This is a genomic window from Micromonospora sp. NPDC005163 (assembly GCF_053599835.1).
Genome location: NZ_JBSFYP010000064.1, coordinates 1 through 16,155 on the forward strand (window position 1 = coordinate 1; position 16,155 = coordinate 16,155).

Annotated in this window: 13 protein-coding genes; 3 read left to right on the forward strand and 10 right to left on the reverse strand. The window is 72.7% G+C overall.

The genetic code is table 11. The features are described 5' to 3' along the window. Positions 1-1,052 precede the first annotated feature (1,052 nt). The 4 genes from uvrC to rsgA all read right to left on the reverse strand — a co-directional run bounded on the left by uvrC (position 1,053) and on the right by rsgA (position 8,019). Positions 1,053-3,053, reverse strand: a complete 2,001-nt coding sequence (gene uvrC, locus ACWD6N_RS30310; RefSeq protein ID WP_450005587.1) for an excinuclease ABC subunit UvrC — start codon at positions 3,051-3,053, stop codon at positions 1,053-1,055. 143 nt (positions 3,054-3,196) lie between these two features. Then, positions 3,197-3,679 carry a Rieske (2Fe-2S) protein gene (locus ACWD6N_RS30315; protein WP_450005589.1) on the reverse strand — a complete coding sequence of 161 codons (483 nt, stop codon included), beginning with the start codon at positions 3,677-3,679 and terminating at the stop codon, positions 3,197-3,199. A 156-nt stretch (positions 3,680-3,835) separates the two neighbouring features. Further along, positions 3,836-6,781 (reverse strand): excinuclease ABC subunit UvrA, encoded by a 2,946-nt coding sequence (gene uvrA, locus ACWD6N_RS30320; RefSeq protein WP_354964891.1) that lies wholly within the window; start codon positions 6,779-6,781, stop codon positions 3,836-3,838. A gap of 167 nt (positions 6,782-6,948) precedes the next feature. Continuing rightward, positions 6,949-8,019 (reverse strand): ribosome small subunit-dependent GTPase A, encoded by a 1,071-nt coding sequence (gene rsgA, locus ACWD6N_RS30325; RefSeq protein ID WP_450005591.1) that lies wholly within the window; start codon positions 8,017-8,019, stop codon positions 6,949-6,951. A 178-nt stretch (positions 8,020-8,197) separates the two neighbouring features. Here rsgA and ACWD6N_RS30330 point away from each other — a divergent pair, with 178 nt between their 5' ends. Both ACWD6N_RS30330 and ACWD6N_RS30335 read left to right on the forward strand, forming a co-directional pair. After that, entirely contained in the window at positions 8,198-8,914 is a 717-nt protein-coding gene (locus ACWD6N_RS30330) for a maleylpyruvate isomerase family mycothiol-dependent enzyme (protein WP_354964893.1), read from the forward strand. A gap of 7 nt (positions 8,915-8,921) precedes the next feature. Further along, positions 8,922-9,575 (forward strand): MBL fold metallo-hydrolase, encoded by a 654-nt coding sequence (locus tag ACWD6N_RS30335; protein WP_450005593.1) that lies wholly within the window; start codon positions 8,922-8,924, stop codon positions 9,573-9,575. 88 nt (positions 9,576-9,663) lie between these two features. Here the strand turns inward: ACWD6N_RS30335 and ACWD6N_RS30340 are convergent, their stop codons facing one another. Continuing rightward, on the reverse strand, positions 9,664-10,284 hold the full coding sequence (locus tag ACWD6N_RS30340) for a DedA family protein (RefSeq protein ID WP_450005595.1): 621 nt from the start codon (positions 10,282-10,284) through the stop codon (positions 9,664-9,666). A 102-nt stretch (positions 10,285-10,386) separates the two neighbouring features. Then, complete coding sequence (locus ACWD6N_RS30345; RefSeq protein ID WP_450005597.1) at positions 10,387-11,070, reverse strand: class I SAM-dependent methyltransferase; 684 nt, start codon at positions 11,068-11,070, stop codon at positions 10,387-10,389. 193 nt (positions 11,071-11,263) lie between these two features. On the opposite strand from ACWD6N_RS30345, the gene ACWD6N_RS30350 reads away from it, so the two are divergent. Next, positions 11,264-11,467 (forward strand): cold-shock protein, encoded by a 204-nt coding sequence (locus tag ACWD6N_RS30350; protein WP_007462771.1) that lies wholly within the window; start codon positions 11,264-11,266, stop codon positions 11,465-11,467. Positions 11,468-11,515: 48 nt separating this feature from the next. Here ACWD6N_RS30350 and ACWD6N_RS30355 read toward each other — a convergent pair whose 3' ends face one another. From ACWD6N_RS30355 to ACWD6N_RS30370, 4 genes are all read right to left on the reverse strand, one after another. After that, positions 11,516-12,796, reverse strand: coding sequence for an MFS transporter (locus ACWD6N_RS30355; protein ID WP_450005599.1), 1,281 nt, complete (start codon positions 12,794-12,796; stop codon positions 11,516-11,518). Continuing rightward, on the reverse strand, positions 12,793-13,368 hold the full coding sequence (locus tag ACWD6N_RS30360; RefSeq protein ID WP_354964898.1) for an ArsR/SmtB family transcription factor: 576 nt from the start codon (positions 13,366-13,368) through the stop codon (positions 12,793-12,795). The genes ACWD6N_RS30355 and ACWD6N_RS30360 overlap by 4 nt, the downstream gene beginning before the upstream one ends. Positions 13,369-13,455: 87 nt before the next feature. After that, on the reverse strand, positions 13,456-14,301 hold the full coding sequence (locus ACWD6N_RS30365; RefSeq protein ID WP_450005602.1) for a hypothetical protein: 846 nt from the start codon (positions 14,299-14,301) through the stop codon (positions 13,456-13,458). Between the two features lie 172 nt (positions 14,302-14,473). After that, positions 14,474-16,153 carry a CocE/NonD family hydrolase gene (locus tag ACWD6N_RS30370; RefSeq protein WP_450005604.1) on the reverse strand — a complete coding sequence of 560 codons (1,680 nt, stop codon included), beginning with the start codon at positions 16,151-16,153 and terminating at the stop codon, positions 14,474-14,476. Positions 16,154-16,155: the final 2 nt, after the last annotated feature.

The window sequence follows — 16,155 nt, forward strand, 5'->3', positions numbered from 1 at the left end:
ATGGCGCCGCCGGTGAACGCGAGCCCAGCAGCGGTCAGAGCGGTCTTACGAATCAGATCGGTACGCATGATGGCGTGCTCCTCTGCATCGGGGGTCCGCGCGACACACAACAGGGGGCGTGCGCCGCACGAGAAGTTCACGGGGGACGACCCGGCGATCGGAGGGGACCTGCTCGGGTGTCCGGGGGATGTAACCGTGCCGGCCCGGCGGGTGTTCCCGGCGGTCGGCGGCTACGGGGGATGTAACCGTGGTGGCCTGGCGGGTGTTCCCGGCGGTCGGCGGCTACGGGGGATGTAACCGTGGCGGCCTGGCGGGTGTTCCCGGCGGCCTGTGGCTAGCGGGCCCGGGGGCCGCGGTGATCTGCCAGGTATAACCACCCCGGCCGGCCCCCGATTCCACCCTGCGGGTGCCCCCGGCCACAGGACGTTAACGCCGGAACCAGACACCACGTCCAGCCACGCCCATCACGAACCGGACATCGGGCCCTCGGGGGTCTCAATCCGGCCGGGCCTACGATCCGCGCGATCCCCGGGACACTGCCGCCTGCCAACCCGTCGAGGCCACATCCTTTCCGAGATCGCGGACTCGACCACCCCGGCCAGGCACACGAACCGTGCCAGAGGCAGGCGATCCGGACGTGGGCGGGTGAATCAGGCGCCAAGCGAGGGGGCAGGCCCGCCGGGCGGGCCGGACAGTCGGCATCGAGCCCGATACCTGTGAGGCATAAGTATGACTCTGAGGTATCACGCTCTTTGGCCGGTGTGGCTCTCGGGCACCTCGGCGACCTCCTCCGGGGGTGCCGGTGGGTGCGGATGCCGCCCGCGCCGCCCGTCCCCGGTCACTGGCAGGGTGATCGACTCGATTTCACTGACATCGGGGTATCCCCGATGCCGAGACACCGCGATATCAAGGAGACGGAGTCGATCAAATGGCCTCAACCCGCTGTGGCGGTCGGACGGCGACCAGGTCGTCGCCAGCCCCCGGTCCGGCGGCGACGCGCCCCACATCTGGGGCAGCTCGACAGGGAGCGCCGGGAGGTGCGGCCAGCCGGCTCACGAACTCGGGGTGGCCTCGGCCCCCTCGTCGGCCCTCGTGGTTCCCTTGGTGAGGGCGGCTAGGATCGACTCGGCCGTGCGCCGGCCCACCCCGGGCACCTCGGTGATCTCCTCGACGGTGGCGGCGGAGAGCCGCTTGAGCGAGCCGAAATGCCTCAGCAGCGCCTTGCGCCGCACCTCGCCCAGGCCGGGCACATTGTCCAGCGCCGACTCGGTCATCCGCTTGGAGCGGCGCTGCCGGTGGAAGGTGATGGCGAACCGGTGCGCCTCGTCGCGAACCCGTTGCAGCAGGTAGAGCCCTTCCGAGGTGCGCGGCAGGATGACCGGGAACTCGTCGTCGGGGAGCCAGACCTCCTCCAGCCGCTTGGCCAGCCCGCACAGGGCCACGTCGTCAATGCCGAGTTCGGCAAGGGCCTGGGCGGCCGCGGCGACCTGCGGCGCGCCGCCGTCGACGACCACCAGCTGCGGCGGGTACGCGAACTTGCGCGGCCGGCCGGTGGTCGGGTCGACCAGGACGCCGACCTGCGGCTCGTCGATTTCACCAAGGCCACCCGGGGCGGCGAGATCGTCGGCCGGCTCGACCCCCGCCTCGCCCGTCTCCGCCCGCGCGTCAAGGTAGCGGGCAAAGCGGCGGCGCAGCACCTCGGACATCGCGGAGAGGTCGTCGGTCGCGCCCCGCACGATGAACCGCCGGTACTCACTCTTGCGGGGCAGCCCGTCCTCGAAGACCACCATGCTGGCCACCACATCGGTGCCCTGGATCTGCGAGATGTCGAAGCACTCGATGCGCAGAGGCGAGGTGCGCATGTCCAGCGCCTCGCTGATCTCGTCCAGCGCCTTGCCCCGGGTGGTCAGGTCACCGGACCGCTTGAGCTTGTGCCGGGCAAGCGCGTCCTTGGCGTTGCGCTCCACCGTCTCCATCAGTGAGCGCTTGTCGCCACGCTGCGGCACCCGCAGCGAGACGCGGCTGCCACGGTGGGTGGAGAGCCAGTCGGCCAGCGCGTCCGCGTCCGCGGGCAGCTCGGGCACCAGCAGCTCGCGGGGCACGTCGGCCTCGCCGTGCTCGCCGCCGTACACCTGGGTGCAGAAGTGGTGCACCAGGTCGCCGGTGGTCAGCTCCTCGGTCTTCTCCACCACCCAACCGCGCTGGCCCCGGACCCGGCCGTCGCGGACATGGAAGACCTGCACGGCCGCCTCGAGGGGGTCGTCGGCGAACGCGACCACGTCGGCGTCGGTGCCGTCGCCCAACACCACGGTCTGCTTCTCCATCGCCCGGCGCAGGGCGGCCACGTCGTCGCGCAGCCGGGCGGCCCGCTCGAACTCCAGCTGCTCGCTCGCCTCGGTCATCTCGCGTTCGATCTTGCGGACCATGGTGTCGGTGCGCCCGGCCATGAAGTCGCAGAAGCCGTCGACGATGGCCCGGTGCTCGTCGGCGGAGACGCTGCCGACGCAGGGCGCCGAGCACTTGCCGATGTAGCCGAGCAGGCAGGGCCGGCCGACCTGGCCGGCCCGCTTGAACACCCCGGCGGAGCACGTCCGGGCCGGGAACACCCGTAGCAGCAGGTCGAGGGTCTCCCGGATGGCCCAGGCGTGCGAGTACGGCCCGAAGTAGCGCACGCCCTTGCGCTTCGCGCCGCGCATCACCTGGAGCCGCGGGTATTCCTCATCGAGGGTGACGGCCAGATAGGGGTACGACTTGTCGTCGCGGTAACGGACGTTGAACCGGGGGTCGTACTGCTTGATCCAGGTGAACTCCTGCTGGAGCGCCTCGACCTCGGTGCCGACGGTGATCCAGTCCACCGACTCGGCGGTGGTGACCATCTGCCGGGTGCGCTCGTGCAGGTTCCAGATGTCGCCGAAGTAGGAGTTGAGCCGGCTGCGCAGGTTCTTCGCCTTGCCGACGTAGATCACCCGACCGGTGCCGTCGCGGAAGCGGTAGACCCCCGGGGACTCCGGGATGGTGCCGGGTGCGGGACGGTAGGTCGAGGGGTCAGCCACGCCAGCAAGCCTAGTCCGCGGCACCGACACGCCGCCGGAAGCGCTAGATCGACTCGGGCTCCCGGGAAGTCGGGGCGTCGGCGGGTGCCGGACACCCCGACTTCCCGGACGGCGAGTCAATCAAGCGCCGGCCGGCGCGGGTGTCAGGCCAGCGAGATCTGGTCGCCGGTGACCTTGATGTCCTTCGCCGGCAAGGGCCGGGTGGCCGGACCGGCCTTCACCGAGCCGTCCTCGATCGAGAACCTGCTGCCGTGGCAGGTGCAGTTGATGGTGCCACCGTCGACGTTCGTCACCGGGCAGTTCTGGTGCGTGCAGATCGGGCTGAAGCCCTTGAACTGGCCGGCGGTGGGCTGGGTGATGACCACGCCCTCGGCGGCGAGGACCTTGCCGCCGCCGACCGGGATGTCGGCGGTGGTGGCCAGCGACTGGGCGCCCTGCCGATCACCGCCGCCGGCGTCACCGGTGCTGGGCACCGCCGGGCCGCCGCTGGTCGGGGCGGCTCCGCCGCCGGTGTCGTCACTGCCGCAGGCAGCCAGGACGACGGCCGCGCCCACCGCCCCGACGCCGGTGAGCAGAGCCCGACGGGTCTGCGTACCCGGACCGGTCAGCGCCTGATCGTCACTCATGCCTCGCCTCTCTCTCGGCCGCTGCGCCGGTCCCGATCTCCCGGCCACACAGGTCAACACGGGCAACTGTGCCGGATGGTTCACGGTGACACGGCCTCGACCCAGGAAATGGGAACGCCGGCGATGCCCGATGGGCACCGCCGGCGTCGGGTCGGCTCAGCGCGCGGCGGCGGTCGCCTTGCGCGGGGCCCGGGTCTTGGCGGTGCCGTTGGCCTTGGCGGCCCGGGTGGTGGCGGCCGCCGCGCCCTTGGCCTCGCCGTCGAGCTTGAGCACCTGACGCAGGAACTGGCCGGTGTGGCTCTCGGGCACCTCGGCGACCTCCTCCGGGGTGCCGGTGGCGAGCACGCTGCCGCCCCGGTGCCCGCCCTCCGGGCCCATGTCGATCAGCCAGTCGGCCGTCTTGATCACGTCGAGGTTGTGCTCGATGGTGATCACCGTGTTGCCCTTGTCGACCAGCCCTTCCAGCACCATCAGCAGCTTGCGGATGTCCTCGAAGTGCAGGCCGGTGGTCGGCTCGTCGAGCACGTAGACCGTCCGCCCCGTGGAGCGCTTCTGCAGCTCGGAGGCGAGCTTGACCCGCTGGGCCTCGCCACCGGAGAGGGTCGGCGCGGGCTGGCCGAGGCGGACGTAACCGAGGCCGACGTCGACCAGCGTCTTGAGGTGACGGTGGATGGCCGGGATGGCGGAGAAGAACTCCGCGGCCTCCTCGATCGGCATCTCCAGCACGTCCGAGACGGTCTTGCCCTTGTAGTGCACCTCGAGGGTCTCCCGGTTGTACCGGGCGCCCTTGCAGACCTCGCAGGGGACGTACACGTCGGGCAGGAAGTTCATCTCGATCTTGATGGTGCCGTCGCCGGAGCACGCCTCGCAGCGCCCGCCCTTGACGTTGAACGAGAACCGGCCCGGACCGTAGCCGCGCACCTTGGCTTCCGTGGTCTCGGCGAAGAGCTTGCGGACGTGGTCCCAGACCCCGGTGTAGGTGGCCGGGTTGGAGCGCGGCGTCCGGCCGATCGGCGACTGGTCCACGCCGACGACCTTGTCCACGTGCTCCAGGCCGCCGACCCGGGTGTGCCGGCCGGGCACCAGCCGGGCGCCGTTGATCTGGTTGGCGAGCACCGCGTACAGGATGTCGTTGACCAGCGTCGACTTGCCCGAGCCGCTGACCCCGGTGACCGCGATCAGCTGGCCCAGCGGGAAGGAGACGGTCAGGTTGCGCAGGTTGTGCTCGCGCGCGCCGTGCACCACCAGCTCCCGGTCCCGGTCCTGCGGGCGGCGCTTCGTCGGTGTCGGGATCGACCGGCGGCCGGACAGGTACGCCCCGGTGACCGAGTCCGGGTTCTCCAGCAGCGCCGGCACCGAACCGCTGTGCACGATCTTGCCGCCGTGCTCACCGGCGCCGGGCCCGATGTCGACGATCCAGTCCGCGGTGCGGATGGTGTCCTCGTCGTGCTCCACCACGATCAGCGTGTTGCCCAGGCCACGCAGCCGGATCAGGGTCTCGATCAGCCGGTGGTTGTCGCGCTGGTGCAGCCCGATCGACGGCTCGTCGAGCACGTACAGCACGCCCACGAGCCCGGAGCCGATCTGGGTGGCCAGCCGGATGCGCTGCGCCTCGCCGCCGGAGAGGGTGCCGGCCGGCCGGTCCAGGGAGAGGTAGTCCAGGCCGACGTCGAGCAGGAACCGCAGCCGGGCGTTGATCTCCTTGAGCACCCGCTCGGCGATCATCTTCTGCCGGTCGGTGAGCTCGATGCCCACGAGCAGGTCGGCGCACTCCCCCACGGACAGGTTGCACACCTCGGCGATGCTCTTGCCGGCCAGCGTGACCGCGAGCACCTCGGGCTTGAGCCGGGCGCCGCCGCACGCCGCGCACGGCACGTCGCGCATGTAGCCCTCGTACTTGTCGCGGGACCACTCGGACTCGGTGTCGGAGTGCCGGCGCTCGATCCACTGCACCACGCCCTCGAAGCCGGTGTAGTAGGAGCGCTCGCGGCCGTACTTGTTGCGGTAGCGCACGTGCACCTGGTCGTCGGAGCCGTGCAGGATCGTCTTCTGCGCCCGCGCCGGCAGCGCCCGCCACGGGGTGTCGACGTCGAAGTGCTGGGCCTCGCCGAGCGCCTCCAGCAGGCGCAGGAAGTATTCCAGGTTGTGGCCGGTGGACCAGGGCTGGATGGCGCCCTCGCGCAGGGTGCGCTCCGGGTCGGGCACCAGCAGCTCCGGGTCGACCTCCTTCTTGGTGCCCAGGCCGGTGCACTCCGGGCAGGCGCCGTACGGCGCGTTGAAGGAGAAGACCCGGGGCTCGAGGTCCTCGATGGCGAGCGGGTGGTCGTTGGGGCAGGCCAGGTGCTCGGAGTAGCGACGCTCCCGGTCCGGGTCGTCCTCGGGCAGGTCGACGAAGTCGAGCAGCACCAGGCCGCTGGAGAGGCCCAGGGCGGCCTCGATCGAGTCGGTCAGCCGCTGCTTGGCGCTCGGCTTGACGGTGAGCCGGTCGATCACCACCTCGATGGTGTGCTTCTCCTGCTTCTTGAGCTTCGGCGGCTCGGTCAGCGGGTGCACCACGCCGTCGACGCGGGCCCGGGCGTAGCCCTTGGCCTGCAGCTCGGCGAAGAGGTCGACGTACTCGCCCTTGCGGCCGCGGATGACCGGGGCGAGCACCATGAACTTGGTGCCCTCGGCCATGGCGAGGACCCGGTCGACGATCTGCTGCGGGCTCTGGCGGGAGATCCGCTCGCCGCAGACCGGGCAGTGCGGCTCGCCGATGCGGGCGTACAGCAGCCGCAGGTAGTCGTAGACCTCGGTGATGGTGCCGACGGTCGAGCGCGGGTTGCGCGAGGTCGACTTCTGGTCGATCGAGACGGCGGGGCTCAACCCCTCGATGAAGTCGACGTCGGGCTTGTCCATCTGGCCGAGGAACTGCCGGGCGTACGACGAGAGCGACTCGACGTAGCGCCGCTGCCCCTCGGCGAAGATCGTGTCGAAGGCCAGGCTCGACTTGCCCGACCCGGACAGCCCGGTGAACACGATGAGTGCGTCCCGGGGCAGGTCGAGACTGACGTCACGCAGGTTGTGCTCGCGCGCGCCACGGATGATCAGTCGGTCGGCCACGGTCCGTGTACTCCCGGGTGAAGACGAAGCGAAGGATGTGTCCCGCTCTGGCATGTTCTGAGCGGTCGTGCGGGCGCGGAAAAGACGCCTCGGCAACTCTAGCCCCGAGGTATGACAGTTTCCCCCGCCCGCACATTCCCCCAGCTCAGCCCGGTCGGCCGGGCCGGTCAGTAGCCCCCGGGCGACGGCGGTCGGGCCGCCCGGCGCCGGCCGGAACGCCACCCGCCACGCCGCTCCGCGGCCAGCCGCGCCTCGCGCCGCCGGCTCTCCTGGGCCACCTCCCCCTGCAGCCGCCGCCAGCTCTCCCAGCGGCGGGTGGAGAGTTCCCCGGTGTGCAGCGCGTCGCGGACCGCGCAGGCGGGCTCGCCGTCGTGCCCGCAGTCGGCGTACCGGCAGCCCTCGGCCAGCCCGGCGATGTCGGCGAACGCCCGGTCGAGCCCGGCCGCACCGTCCAGCAGGCCGACCGCCCGCACGCCGGGCGTGTCGATCACCGCGCCGCCGCCGGGGATCGGCACCAGTGCCCGCCAGGTGGTGGTGTGCCGGCCCTTGCCGTCGACCCGCCGGATCGCCTGGGTCGGCATCAGCACCGCGCCGGCCAGCGCGTTGACCAGGCTCGACTTGCCGGCGCCGGAGGGCCCGATCAGGCCGAGCGTGCGGCCCGGCGCCACCTCGGCGCGCAGTGGTTCCAGGCCCAGGCCACCCTCGGCGCTGACCGGCAGCACCGGCACGCCGGGGGCGACCGCGGCCAGCTGGCGGGCCAGCGCGTCCGGGTCGGCCGCGAGGTCGGCCTTGGTCAGCACGACCAGCGGCCGGGCACCGGACTCGTGGGCCAGGGAGAGCAGCCGCTCGATCCGACCGACGTCCGGCTCCGGGTGCACCGGCTCCACCACGGCGGCGGCGTCGAGGTTGGCGGCCAGCACCTGGCCGCTGGCGTCCTTGCCGGCGGTACGGCGGATCAGCGCGGCCCGCCGGGGCAGCACCGTCTCCACGGTGGTGCGGCGGTCCGGCCAGTGCGCGAGCAGCACCCAGTCGCCCGCACAGGGCAGCGCGGAGGGGTCCCGAACGGCGCCGGCCAGCACCGCCCCACCCAGGCTGGCCCGCACCGGGCCGGCCTCGGTGAGCACGGTGCAGACCCCCCGGTCCACCCGGGCCACGCGGCCCGGGTGCTGATCGCCGCGTCGCCCGGCGTACGCCGCCCGCTCGGCGTCCCAGCCGAGGGCGGTCAGATCGATCGTCATGGCATCCTCATCGGTGTCGAAGCTGGTGATGGCGGAACACTCGTGCCACGTCCGGCATGGTCATCACCTCCGTCCGACGTCCCGGTGCCGCGTATGCCGCTGACGGTAGGGCGCGCGCCGACGCGCCGAAAGCGATTTCCCCGGCGACGCCGAGACGGCGGACCGCTAGGGTCGACGCGTGACCACCGATCCGCTGCTGCTGATGGGCGAGGTGGACGACGCCACGAGTCGACTCCTGCGTACCGCGGCCTCCTTCGACGGCGCGGGCCTGGCGGCCGCGTCGCTACTGCCGGGCTGGACGCGCGGCCACGTGCTGGCGCACCTGGCGCGCAACGCCGACGGCTTCGTCAACCTGCTCACCGCGGCCCGCACCGGCGAGCCGCTGCCGATGTACGCCTCGCCGGAGGCCCGCACGATGGACATCGAGGCCGGCGCGGGCCGCCCACCGGTCGAGCATCTGGACGACCTGCGGCGTACCGCGGACCGGTTCACCGAGGCGGTCGCGGCCATGCCGGTCGAGGCGTGGGCGGCGACGGTGCAGACCCGCCGTGGCCCGTGGCCCGCGGCGCTGCTCGTCTGGGGCCGGTTGCGCGAGATCGAGGTGCACCACCTCGACCTAGCCGCCGACTACCGGCCCGCCGACTGGTCGGAGGCGTTCGCCCACCGGCTGCTGCACGAGGTGGCCGCGCACCACGGCGACCGGCCGGCGCCGCCGTCGATGGTGCTGCGCTTCGACGGCAGCCGACACGAACTGGTGATCGGGGAACGCGCGGGCGCGCCGATCATCGCCGGTCCCGCCCCCGACCTCGCCGCCTGGCTGATCGGCCGTGACGGCGGCGGCGCGCTCGCCGTCACTCCCGACGGCCCCCTGCCCACTCCACCGGAATGGATATAGACACCTCATGACCTACAGCGGAGACGTCACCCCCGGCGAGGCGCCGGCGGTGCGGGAGCTGAGCGGGCTCACCATCAGCAAGTTGTCGGTGGGCCCGATGGACAACAACGCCTACCTGCTGCGCTGCACGGCCACCGGCGAGCAGGTGCTGATCGACGCCGCCAACGAGGCGCCCCGCCTGCTGGACCTGATCGGCGACGGTGGGCTGACCGCCGTGGTGACCACCCACCAGCACATGGACCACTGGGTGGCGCTGGAGGAGGTGGTCGCCAAGACCGGCGCCCACCCGCTGGTGCACGCCGACGACGCGGCCGGGCTGCCGATCGAGGCGGAGCGGCTCGCGGACGGCGACACCGTGCCGGTCGGCGACTGCGCGCTGGAGGTCATCCACATCAAGGGGCACACCCCGGGCTCGATCGCGCTGCTCTACAGCGACCCGGCCGGCATCCCGCACCTCTTCACCGGTGACAGCCTTTTTCCCGGCGGCGTCGGTAACACGGACAAGGACCCGGCGCGCTTCGCCGCGCTGATCGACGACGTCGAGCACAAGCTGTTCGACCGGCTCCCGGACGAGACCTGGTTCTATCCCGGTCACGGCAAGGACAGCACGCTCGGCGCGGAACGACCGGCCCTGCCGCAGTGGCGTGCCCGCGGCTGGTGACCCGCGCGGGGCCGGCCCCCCGGCCGGCCCCGCACCACCTACCCGACCGCGTGGGCGCACCCCCGCACCCACCGCCGGGCCGAACCGGTCAGGGCGTCGGAGCCCCGGTCACCGCACGCAGTCGGCGCCGGGTGCCCAGCAGCACCACGGCGGCCAGCACCAGCCCGACACCCATGGTGACCAGCAGCGGGCTGGCCTCTCCCGGAAGCAGCCCGGCCAGTGAGCGGGACGCGGTGCCCAGCGCGAGGTAGAGACCGGCCCAGGCCGCCGCGCCGAGCGCCGCGCAGCCGAGGAACCGCCGGTACGACATCCGCAGCCCACCGGCGGCCAGCGGCAGCAGCGCGTTGAACACCGGCAGGAATGGCGCGATGACCACCATCCGGCCCCCACCTCGACGCAGCAGCCCCTCCGCCGCCGTCCATCGCGCCTCGCCGATCCAGTCGCCGATCCGACTGCGCCGCAGCCGCTCCCCGTACCGACGGCCGACCAGGAAGCTCAACGACCAACCGGCCAGGCAGCCGACCAGCACGGCGGTGAAGGTGGCGAGCCCGGTGGCCGGGCGGCCCACCCCGACCGCGGCCAGGATCGCCACGTCGCCGGGGACCAGAACCCCCAGCAGCGGTACGGCGTCGAAGAGCATGACCAGCCCGAGCGTGCCCATCAGCAGCAGGATGGGTAGTTCCCCGACCTGAGCCAGCCATTGCGTCATGCCCCGTACGCTATGGCCGCGGCACCACCGTGGACATCCGGTCGCATCCCCCACCGACCCCTGGTATCCGCCTCGGGGTCGCCCCTGAGACGGTCCCCGGCCTCAGGCGGGTCGCAGCACCTGCACCCGGCGCAGCGACGAGTCGACCGAGGGTTCGGTGGTGGGCACCGGATAGTCGGCCAGCACCGTCAACCGGTCCGCCGGCAGGTGCCCCCGGCCGGGATCGCCCACCAGCACCTCGGCGCCGCCGGCGGCGGCCCGCTGGAGGAACGGCAGCATCCGGTCGGCCATCGCCCTGCTGTAGAACACGTCGCCGGCGAGGACCAGGTCCGCCTCCGCGTCGGCGCTGTCGAGCAGGTCATCGCCCGTGGCGTCGACGGCGACCCGGTTGGCTCGCGCGTTGACGGTGACGGCGGCGACGGCGTACGGGTCGATGTCGTTCGCGACCACCGTCGACGCGCCGGCCAGCGCGGCGGCGATGGCCACCAGCCCCGATCCGGCTGCGAGGTCGAGCACCCGCTGGCCGGCGACCAGTTCCGGATGGTCCAGCAGGTGACGGGCGAGGGCCTGCCCCCCGGCCCAGGCGGAGGCCCAGTACGGCGGCGGCAGGGCGTGCCCGACGGCCGCCTCCATCCGGGCCCACCAGACGATCGCGTCTTCGGCCAGGTGCAGCCGCACCTCCGGCACGAACGGGGTGGGTACGAGTCGGAGCCGGTCCAGGCCGGCGCCGGGCGCGTCGATCTCGCGCTCCAGCTCGGACAGCGCGGCGGCTGCGGCACCCCTCATCGGCGCTAGCATGCCGCAGCGGGGGGCTGCCGGGGCGGGTTTCACGTGCCGGCGCGCAGAGTTCACCCGACTTCACTCGAAGACCTACGGCACTTCGGCCGGCGGATCGGCGTTTCGCCCGTTACTGTCGGACAGGTACGGGCGATCATCGGCCACAGGTCGAGGGTCAGCCGCTTTGAACAGGGAGAGATGCATGGCAACCGGCACGGTTAAGTGGTTCAACTCGGAAAAGGGCTTCGGTTTCATCGAGCAGGACGGTGGAGGGCCGGACGTGTTCGTCCACTACTCCGCCATCGCCTCGAGCGGCTACCGGGAGCTCAACGAGGGCCAGAAGGTCGAGTTCGAGGTGACCCAGGGGCAGAAGGGTCCGCAGGCGGACAACGTCCGCCCGATGTAGCTCCGTGCCGGTGACGGCGGCCGGTCTCCGGCCGCCGTCGCAGCGCACTCAAGACGCCGCCGGGGCGGCGGGCAGGTCCCGCCGCCGCCGGAGCGGCCCGATCAACAGAATCAACGGGGTGAGCGCCAACCAGGCGGTCATCACTCCGATCGCGGTCGCGACGCCGTAGCGCGCACCGAGGGCACCGGCCAGCACGGCCGCCAGCGGGATGGTGCCGTAGTTGAGCAGTTGCATGCTCACCGTCACCCGGCCGAGCAGGTGGTGCGGGGTGTACGTCTGCCGGAAGCTGCCCTTGAGCACGTTGCCGATCGCCACTCCGAGGCCGATCAGGATCCCGCCGAGGGCCGGCCAGATCAGTCCCACACCGGGCGTGGCCAGCGGGATGAGCAGGGCGGGCGGCCCGGTGAGAGCCGCACCGAGCAGCATGGCGCGCGCGGTGCCGCAGCGCCGGGCCAGCGCGGTGGCCAGCAGCGCGCCGATGATCCCCCCGGCGCTCATCACCGCGACCAGGACGCCCACCAGGCCGGGCGCGAGCCGTAGCTCGCGGACCAGGAACACCACAAGGACAGCCTGGTAGCCGATCAGCCCGATGTTGCTGGCGGCGCCGAAGAGCGTGAGCACCCGCAGGTACGGGTCACGGACGACGAAGCGCAGTCCCTCGGCGATGTCCCGGCGCAGCGACGGGGACCGGTCGGTCCGCGGGGTACGGGGTTCGGCGGTGCGGATCCGCAGCAGGCAGGCCGCGGAGAGCAGGAACGTGACCGCGTCCAGCAGCAGCGCGGCGACCGCCCCGGTGAGCTGGGCGATGAGGCCGGCGAGGCCGGGCCCGACGACGTAGCTCACGGTCTGGGTGGCCTGCAGCTTCGCGTTGCCCTCGGGCAGTTGCTCGGGGCGGAGCAGCACCGGCAGGTACACCTGGTCGGCGGTCTCGAAGAAGACCCGCGCGGTGCCGGCCCCGAGCGCGACCAGCAGCAGGTGCCAGACGGTGAGCCGGTCCAGTGCGGCGGCCAGCGGAACGGTGAGGAAGGCCACCGCGCAGAGCAGGTCGCAGGCGACCATCACCGGCCGGCGCGGCAGCCGGTCGACCCACGCGCCGGCCGGCAGGCCGATCAGCAGCCACGGCAGCCAGGCCGCGGCGGTGAGCACCGCCACCTGGAAGGTGCCGGTGTCGAGCACGGCCACCGCGACCAGTGGCAGCGCGACAGTGGTGACGTTGCTGCCGACGCTGCTGATCGCCTGGCCGGCCCAGAGCAGCCGGAAATCCCGGTGCCGCAGCAGCCCGCCGGTCTCCCGGACCGGGCTCGGATCGGTGTGCGTGGCCGCGGTCACGGACGGGCCGGGACGCCGTGGGCGAACACGAAGACCGGCTGGCGCTCGCGCCCGTCGTCGGGCGCCTTCCGGTCGGCCCAGCGGGCCAGCAGGTCGATCACCTCGCGGTTCAACTCGGCCAGTTCGTCGGGTGTGAGATGCAGCCAGCGGTCGGTGGAGAACGGCGCGTCGTTCCATGCTGCCTGCGCCGGCTCGTCGGCGGCGTGCCACGCCCGGGCCAGGGCGACGTGCCGGTCCAGGTTGAGTGAGGTGGCGGCGTCGGCGACCGCGCGGGCGGCCGGGTCGGCGTCGAAGTCGGTGTTGGACCAGCGCACCGACCGGGTGGCCAGCCGCCACCACCGCTCGCGCCGGTCCCGGGCGAGCTCGGGCGCCTCGGCGACCAATTCACCGGCGGCGAGCACCTTGAGGTGGTGGCTGACGTTCGCTGGCGCCTGGTCGGTGTGCTCGGCGAGCATGCCGACGGTCGAGGGGCCGTGCACCTTGAGCACGTCCATCAGTCGGCGGCGCAGCGGGTGGGCCATGGCGGCCAGCACCCGTGAGTCGGTGACCTGACGTACGTCGGGGTTCTCCATGCCGCCCAACCTGCCATCCGCAACAGTGGTTGCGCAACACCTATTACGTAACCACTGTTGTGGAACAGGGGCGGTCGGCCCGGAGGCTCAGGCGACCAGCCGGCGGGCCAACTCGTCGGCGACCTGCTTGGCCACGCTGGGCGGGATGGCCGCGGCGATCTTCTCCGGGGTCAGCCCGGCCAGCACGCCCTGGATGATCGCGGGCTCGTCGGTGAAGTCCCGGCCGGCGAGCGCCTGCAACTGGGCGGGCAACCCGTTCAGCACGATGGCGTGCGCGGACGTCTTCCCGCCGTGGTCGGCGGGTAGGAACTCCCACGGCGCCCGCCGCAGGACCTCGCGGATGACCGGGTCGCTGGTGACGCCCTTCCGCAGCGCGGCGATGATTTCGGCTTCGGTCATGTCGTTCTCCTCCAGGAGTCCGATGGAGCTGAGATAGCGGCGGAACATCGGCCGCTGGTCGCGGCCCGCCTTGATGGCGTCACGAAAGAAGCTGAAGTGGGTGTGCCAGCGGTGCGAGCTGTCGCCGCTGCTGCGCTTGCCCAGCCGGTCCCACCGCCGCACCGTGCTTCCGTCGGGGCTGTAGATGATCTCGCGGATGTCCCGGGTGTCGGCCGCGTTCGCGACGCACTGCCCGACGCACCAGAGCGAGAAGCTGGGCAGCGTGTGCGTTCGGCCACCGGCACGGACCTCGAAGCCGCCGACGTCCAACGCGGCCGCGTCCAGGGTCAGGCCGGCCCGGTCCCGAGGTGACTCCACCACCGAGTAGTCGTTGGTGACCACCCGGTCCGATCCACAGTGGTAGCCGCCGCGGTGCGCCGGATCGCCGACGATGCCGACCTCCGCCGGCTCCAGATCGTCCGGCCCGGGGGCGTTGTCGAGGTGGGTCAGCAGCAGGGTGCGCACGGCCAACAGGTTCGCCGGGGCCCGGGTCATGGGGTCCCCCTTCCGATGAGCGGGGGCCGGGCACGACGTCACACCGCGTACGCGGTGCGGGGCTACGGACGGGCCCGGCCTACTGGTGCACAGCGCCGGGCGTTGACCCAACGATAGCCCGCATCAACCGCAAAAGCCCAGCTCAGGGGCGATCTGTTCACCTTGGAGATCGCTAGGAGCCAGAGTGGACGATCGGTAGACGCAGCGCCGAGGGGTACCCGGGGTCGTGCAGAACCTGCCGCCATCCGGCACGCAGAGTCACCGCCGTACCGAGTGGTTCGTCGGTGCCCGGGTTGCGCGCCCAGCGGGGATGGGCGCCACCGGCGACCTGCAACCGCAGCCGGTGCCCGGCGGCGAACCGGTACGCCGTCGGCCAGAGCGGCACCGCGACCCGGCGCACCCCGGACGGGTCGGCCGGGAAGCGCCCGGGTGCCACCCGGACCAGACCGTCGCACACGTTCCACGAACGACCACGACGGTCCACATCACACAGTCGGACGAAGACGTCCAGGTACGCGAGTTCACTGCGGACGTGGATCTCGGCCCGCACCGGGCCGATCACCTCGATCGGCCCGCTCAGCGCGGCGCTGGTGTACGTCAGCACGTCGGGGCGGGCCTCGACGCTCCGGTTGTCCACCGGGCCGGCCCGCTGCGCCACCAGCAGTGGCCCGCCGAGCGACGGGGTGGGGTCGGCCGGGTCGTACCGGAACTCGTCCGCCGGCGAGGGGACCGGCGGGCGCACCGCCAGCTCGCCACCGGGGTGCAGGTGCCAGGCGGTGTCGACGGCCGGCGGCGGCCAGTCCGGCAGGTCCCGCCAGCCACCGCCGGCGCCCCCCACGTACAGCCGCACCGGGCCCGGCGTGGACCGCCCGGCGCGGCGAGGCCGCTCGCCCGCCGGAGCCAGCCCGGTCAGGTGCTCGTCGAGCCAGGCCAACCCCTCCCGCAGGGCGGCCACGAACAGGCCGGGGCTGCCGTGCGTCCAGGGGCCGATCACCAGGCGCGGACGGGCACCGTCGGCGCGCAGGGTGGCGTAGTCGTCGAGCTGAGCGGGCAGGAAGATGTCGTGCCAGCCACTGACCATGATCACCGGCGCCCGCACCCGGGCCACCCGGTCGGCGAAGACCCGGGTCCGCCAGTACTCGGCATCCGGGGTGTGGTGGCGCAGCCACTCCTGGAAGAACGGGATCGTCACACCGGTGGCCACCAGGTCCGCCCCGGCCAGTGGCAGGTGCTCCAGCGCGGCGGCCAACCGGGGCTGCCCGCGCTTGAGCTCCCGCTGCCGGGCCAGCCACGGCACGGTCTGCGCGTGCAGCAGCTCCGCCCAGGTCAGCACGGTGTCCAGGGCGAACGACTCCCCCGCGTACGTCGAGTCCCGGGTCGCCGAGGCGGTCACCACGGCGACCATCGCGCGCAGCTCGTCGCCGGCGTCGGCGGCCAGCGCCCACTGCGCGAAGCCCTGGTAGCTGACCCCGAACATGCCGAGCGCCCCGGACCACCAGGGCTGGCGCCGCAGCCAGTCCAGGGTGTCCACTCCGTCGTCCCGCTCGTGCACCAGCGGAGCGAACGTCCCGCCGGAGCCGCCGGTGCCCCGGCAGGACTGGATCACGGCGTGCCGCCCGCGGGCGGCGAGCAGCCGGCCGAGCAGCCGCAGCGGTCCACCCCGCCCGTACGGGGTGCGGATCAGGACGGTGGGCGCGTCCCGGACGCCCGGGGCGTAGTGGTCGGTGCGCAGCACCACGCCGTCGCGGACCCGGACCGGGATGTCGCGGGTGACCCGCACCGGGCCGGGGCGGGTCGTCGCGGGAAGCCGCAGCGCGGCACCGGCGAGGCGGGCGAGGAGCCGGTCCGGCACCG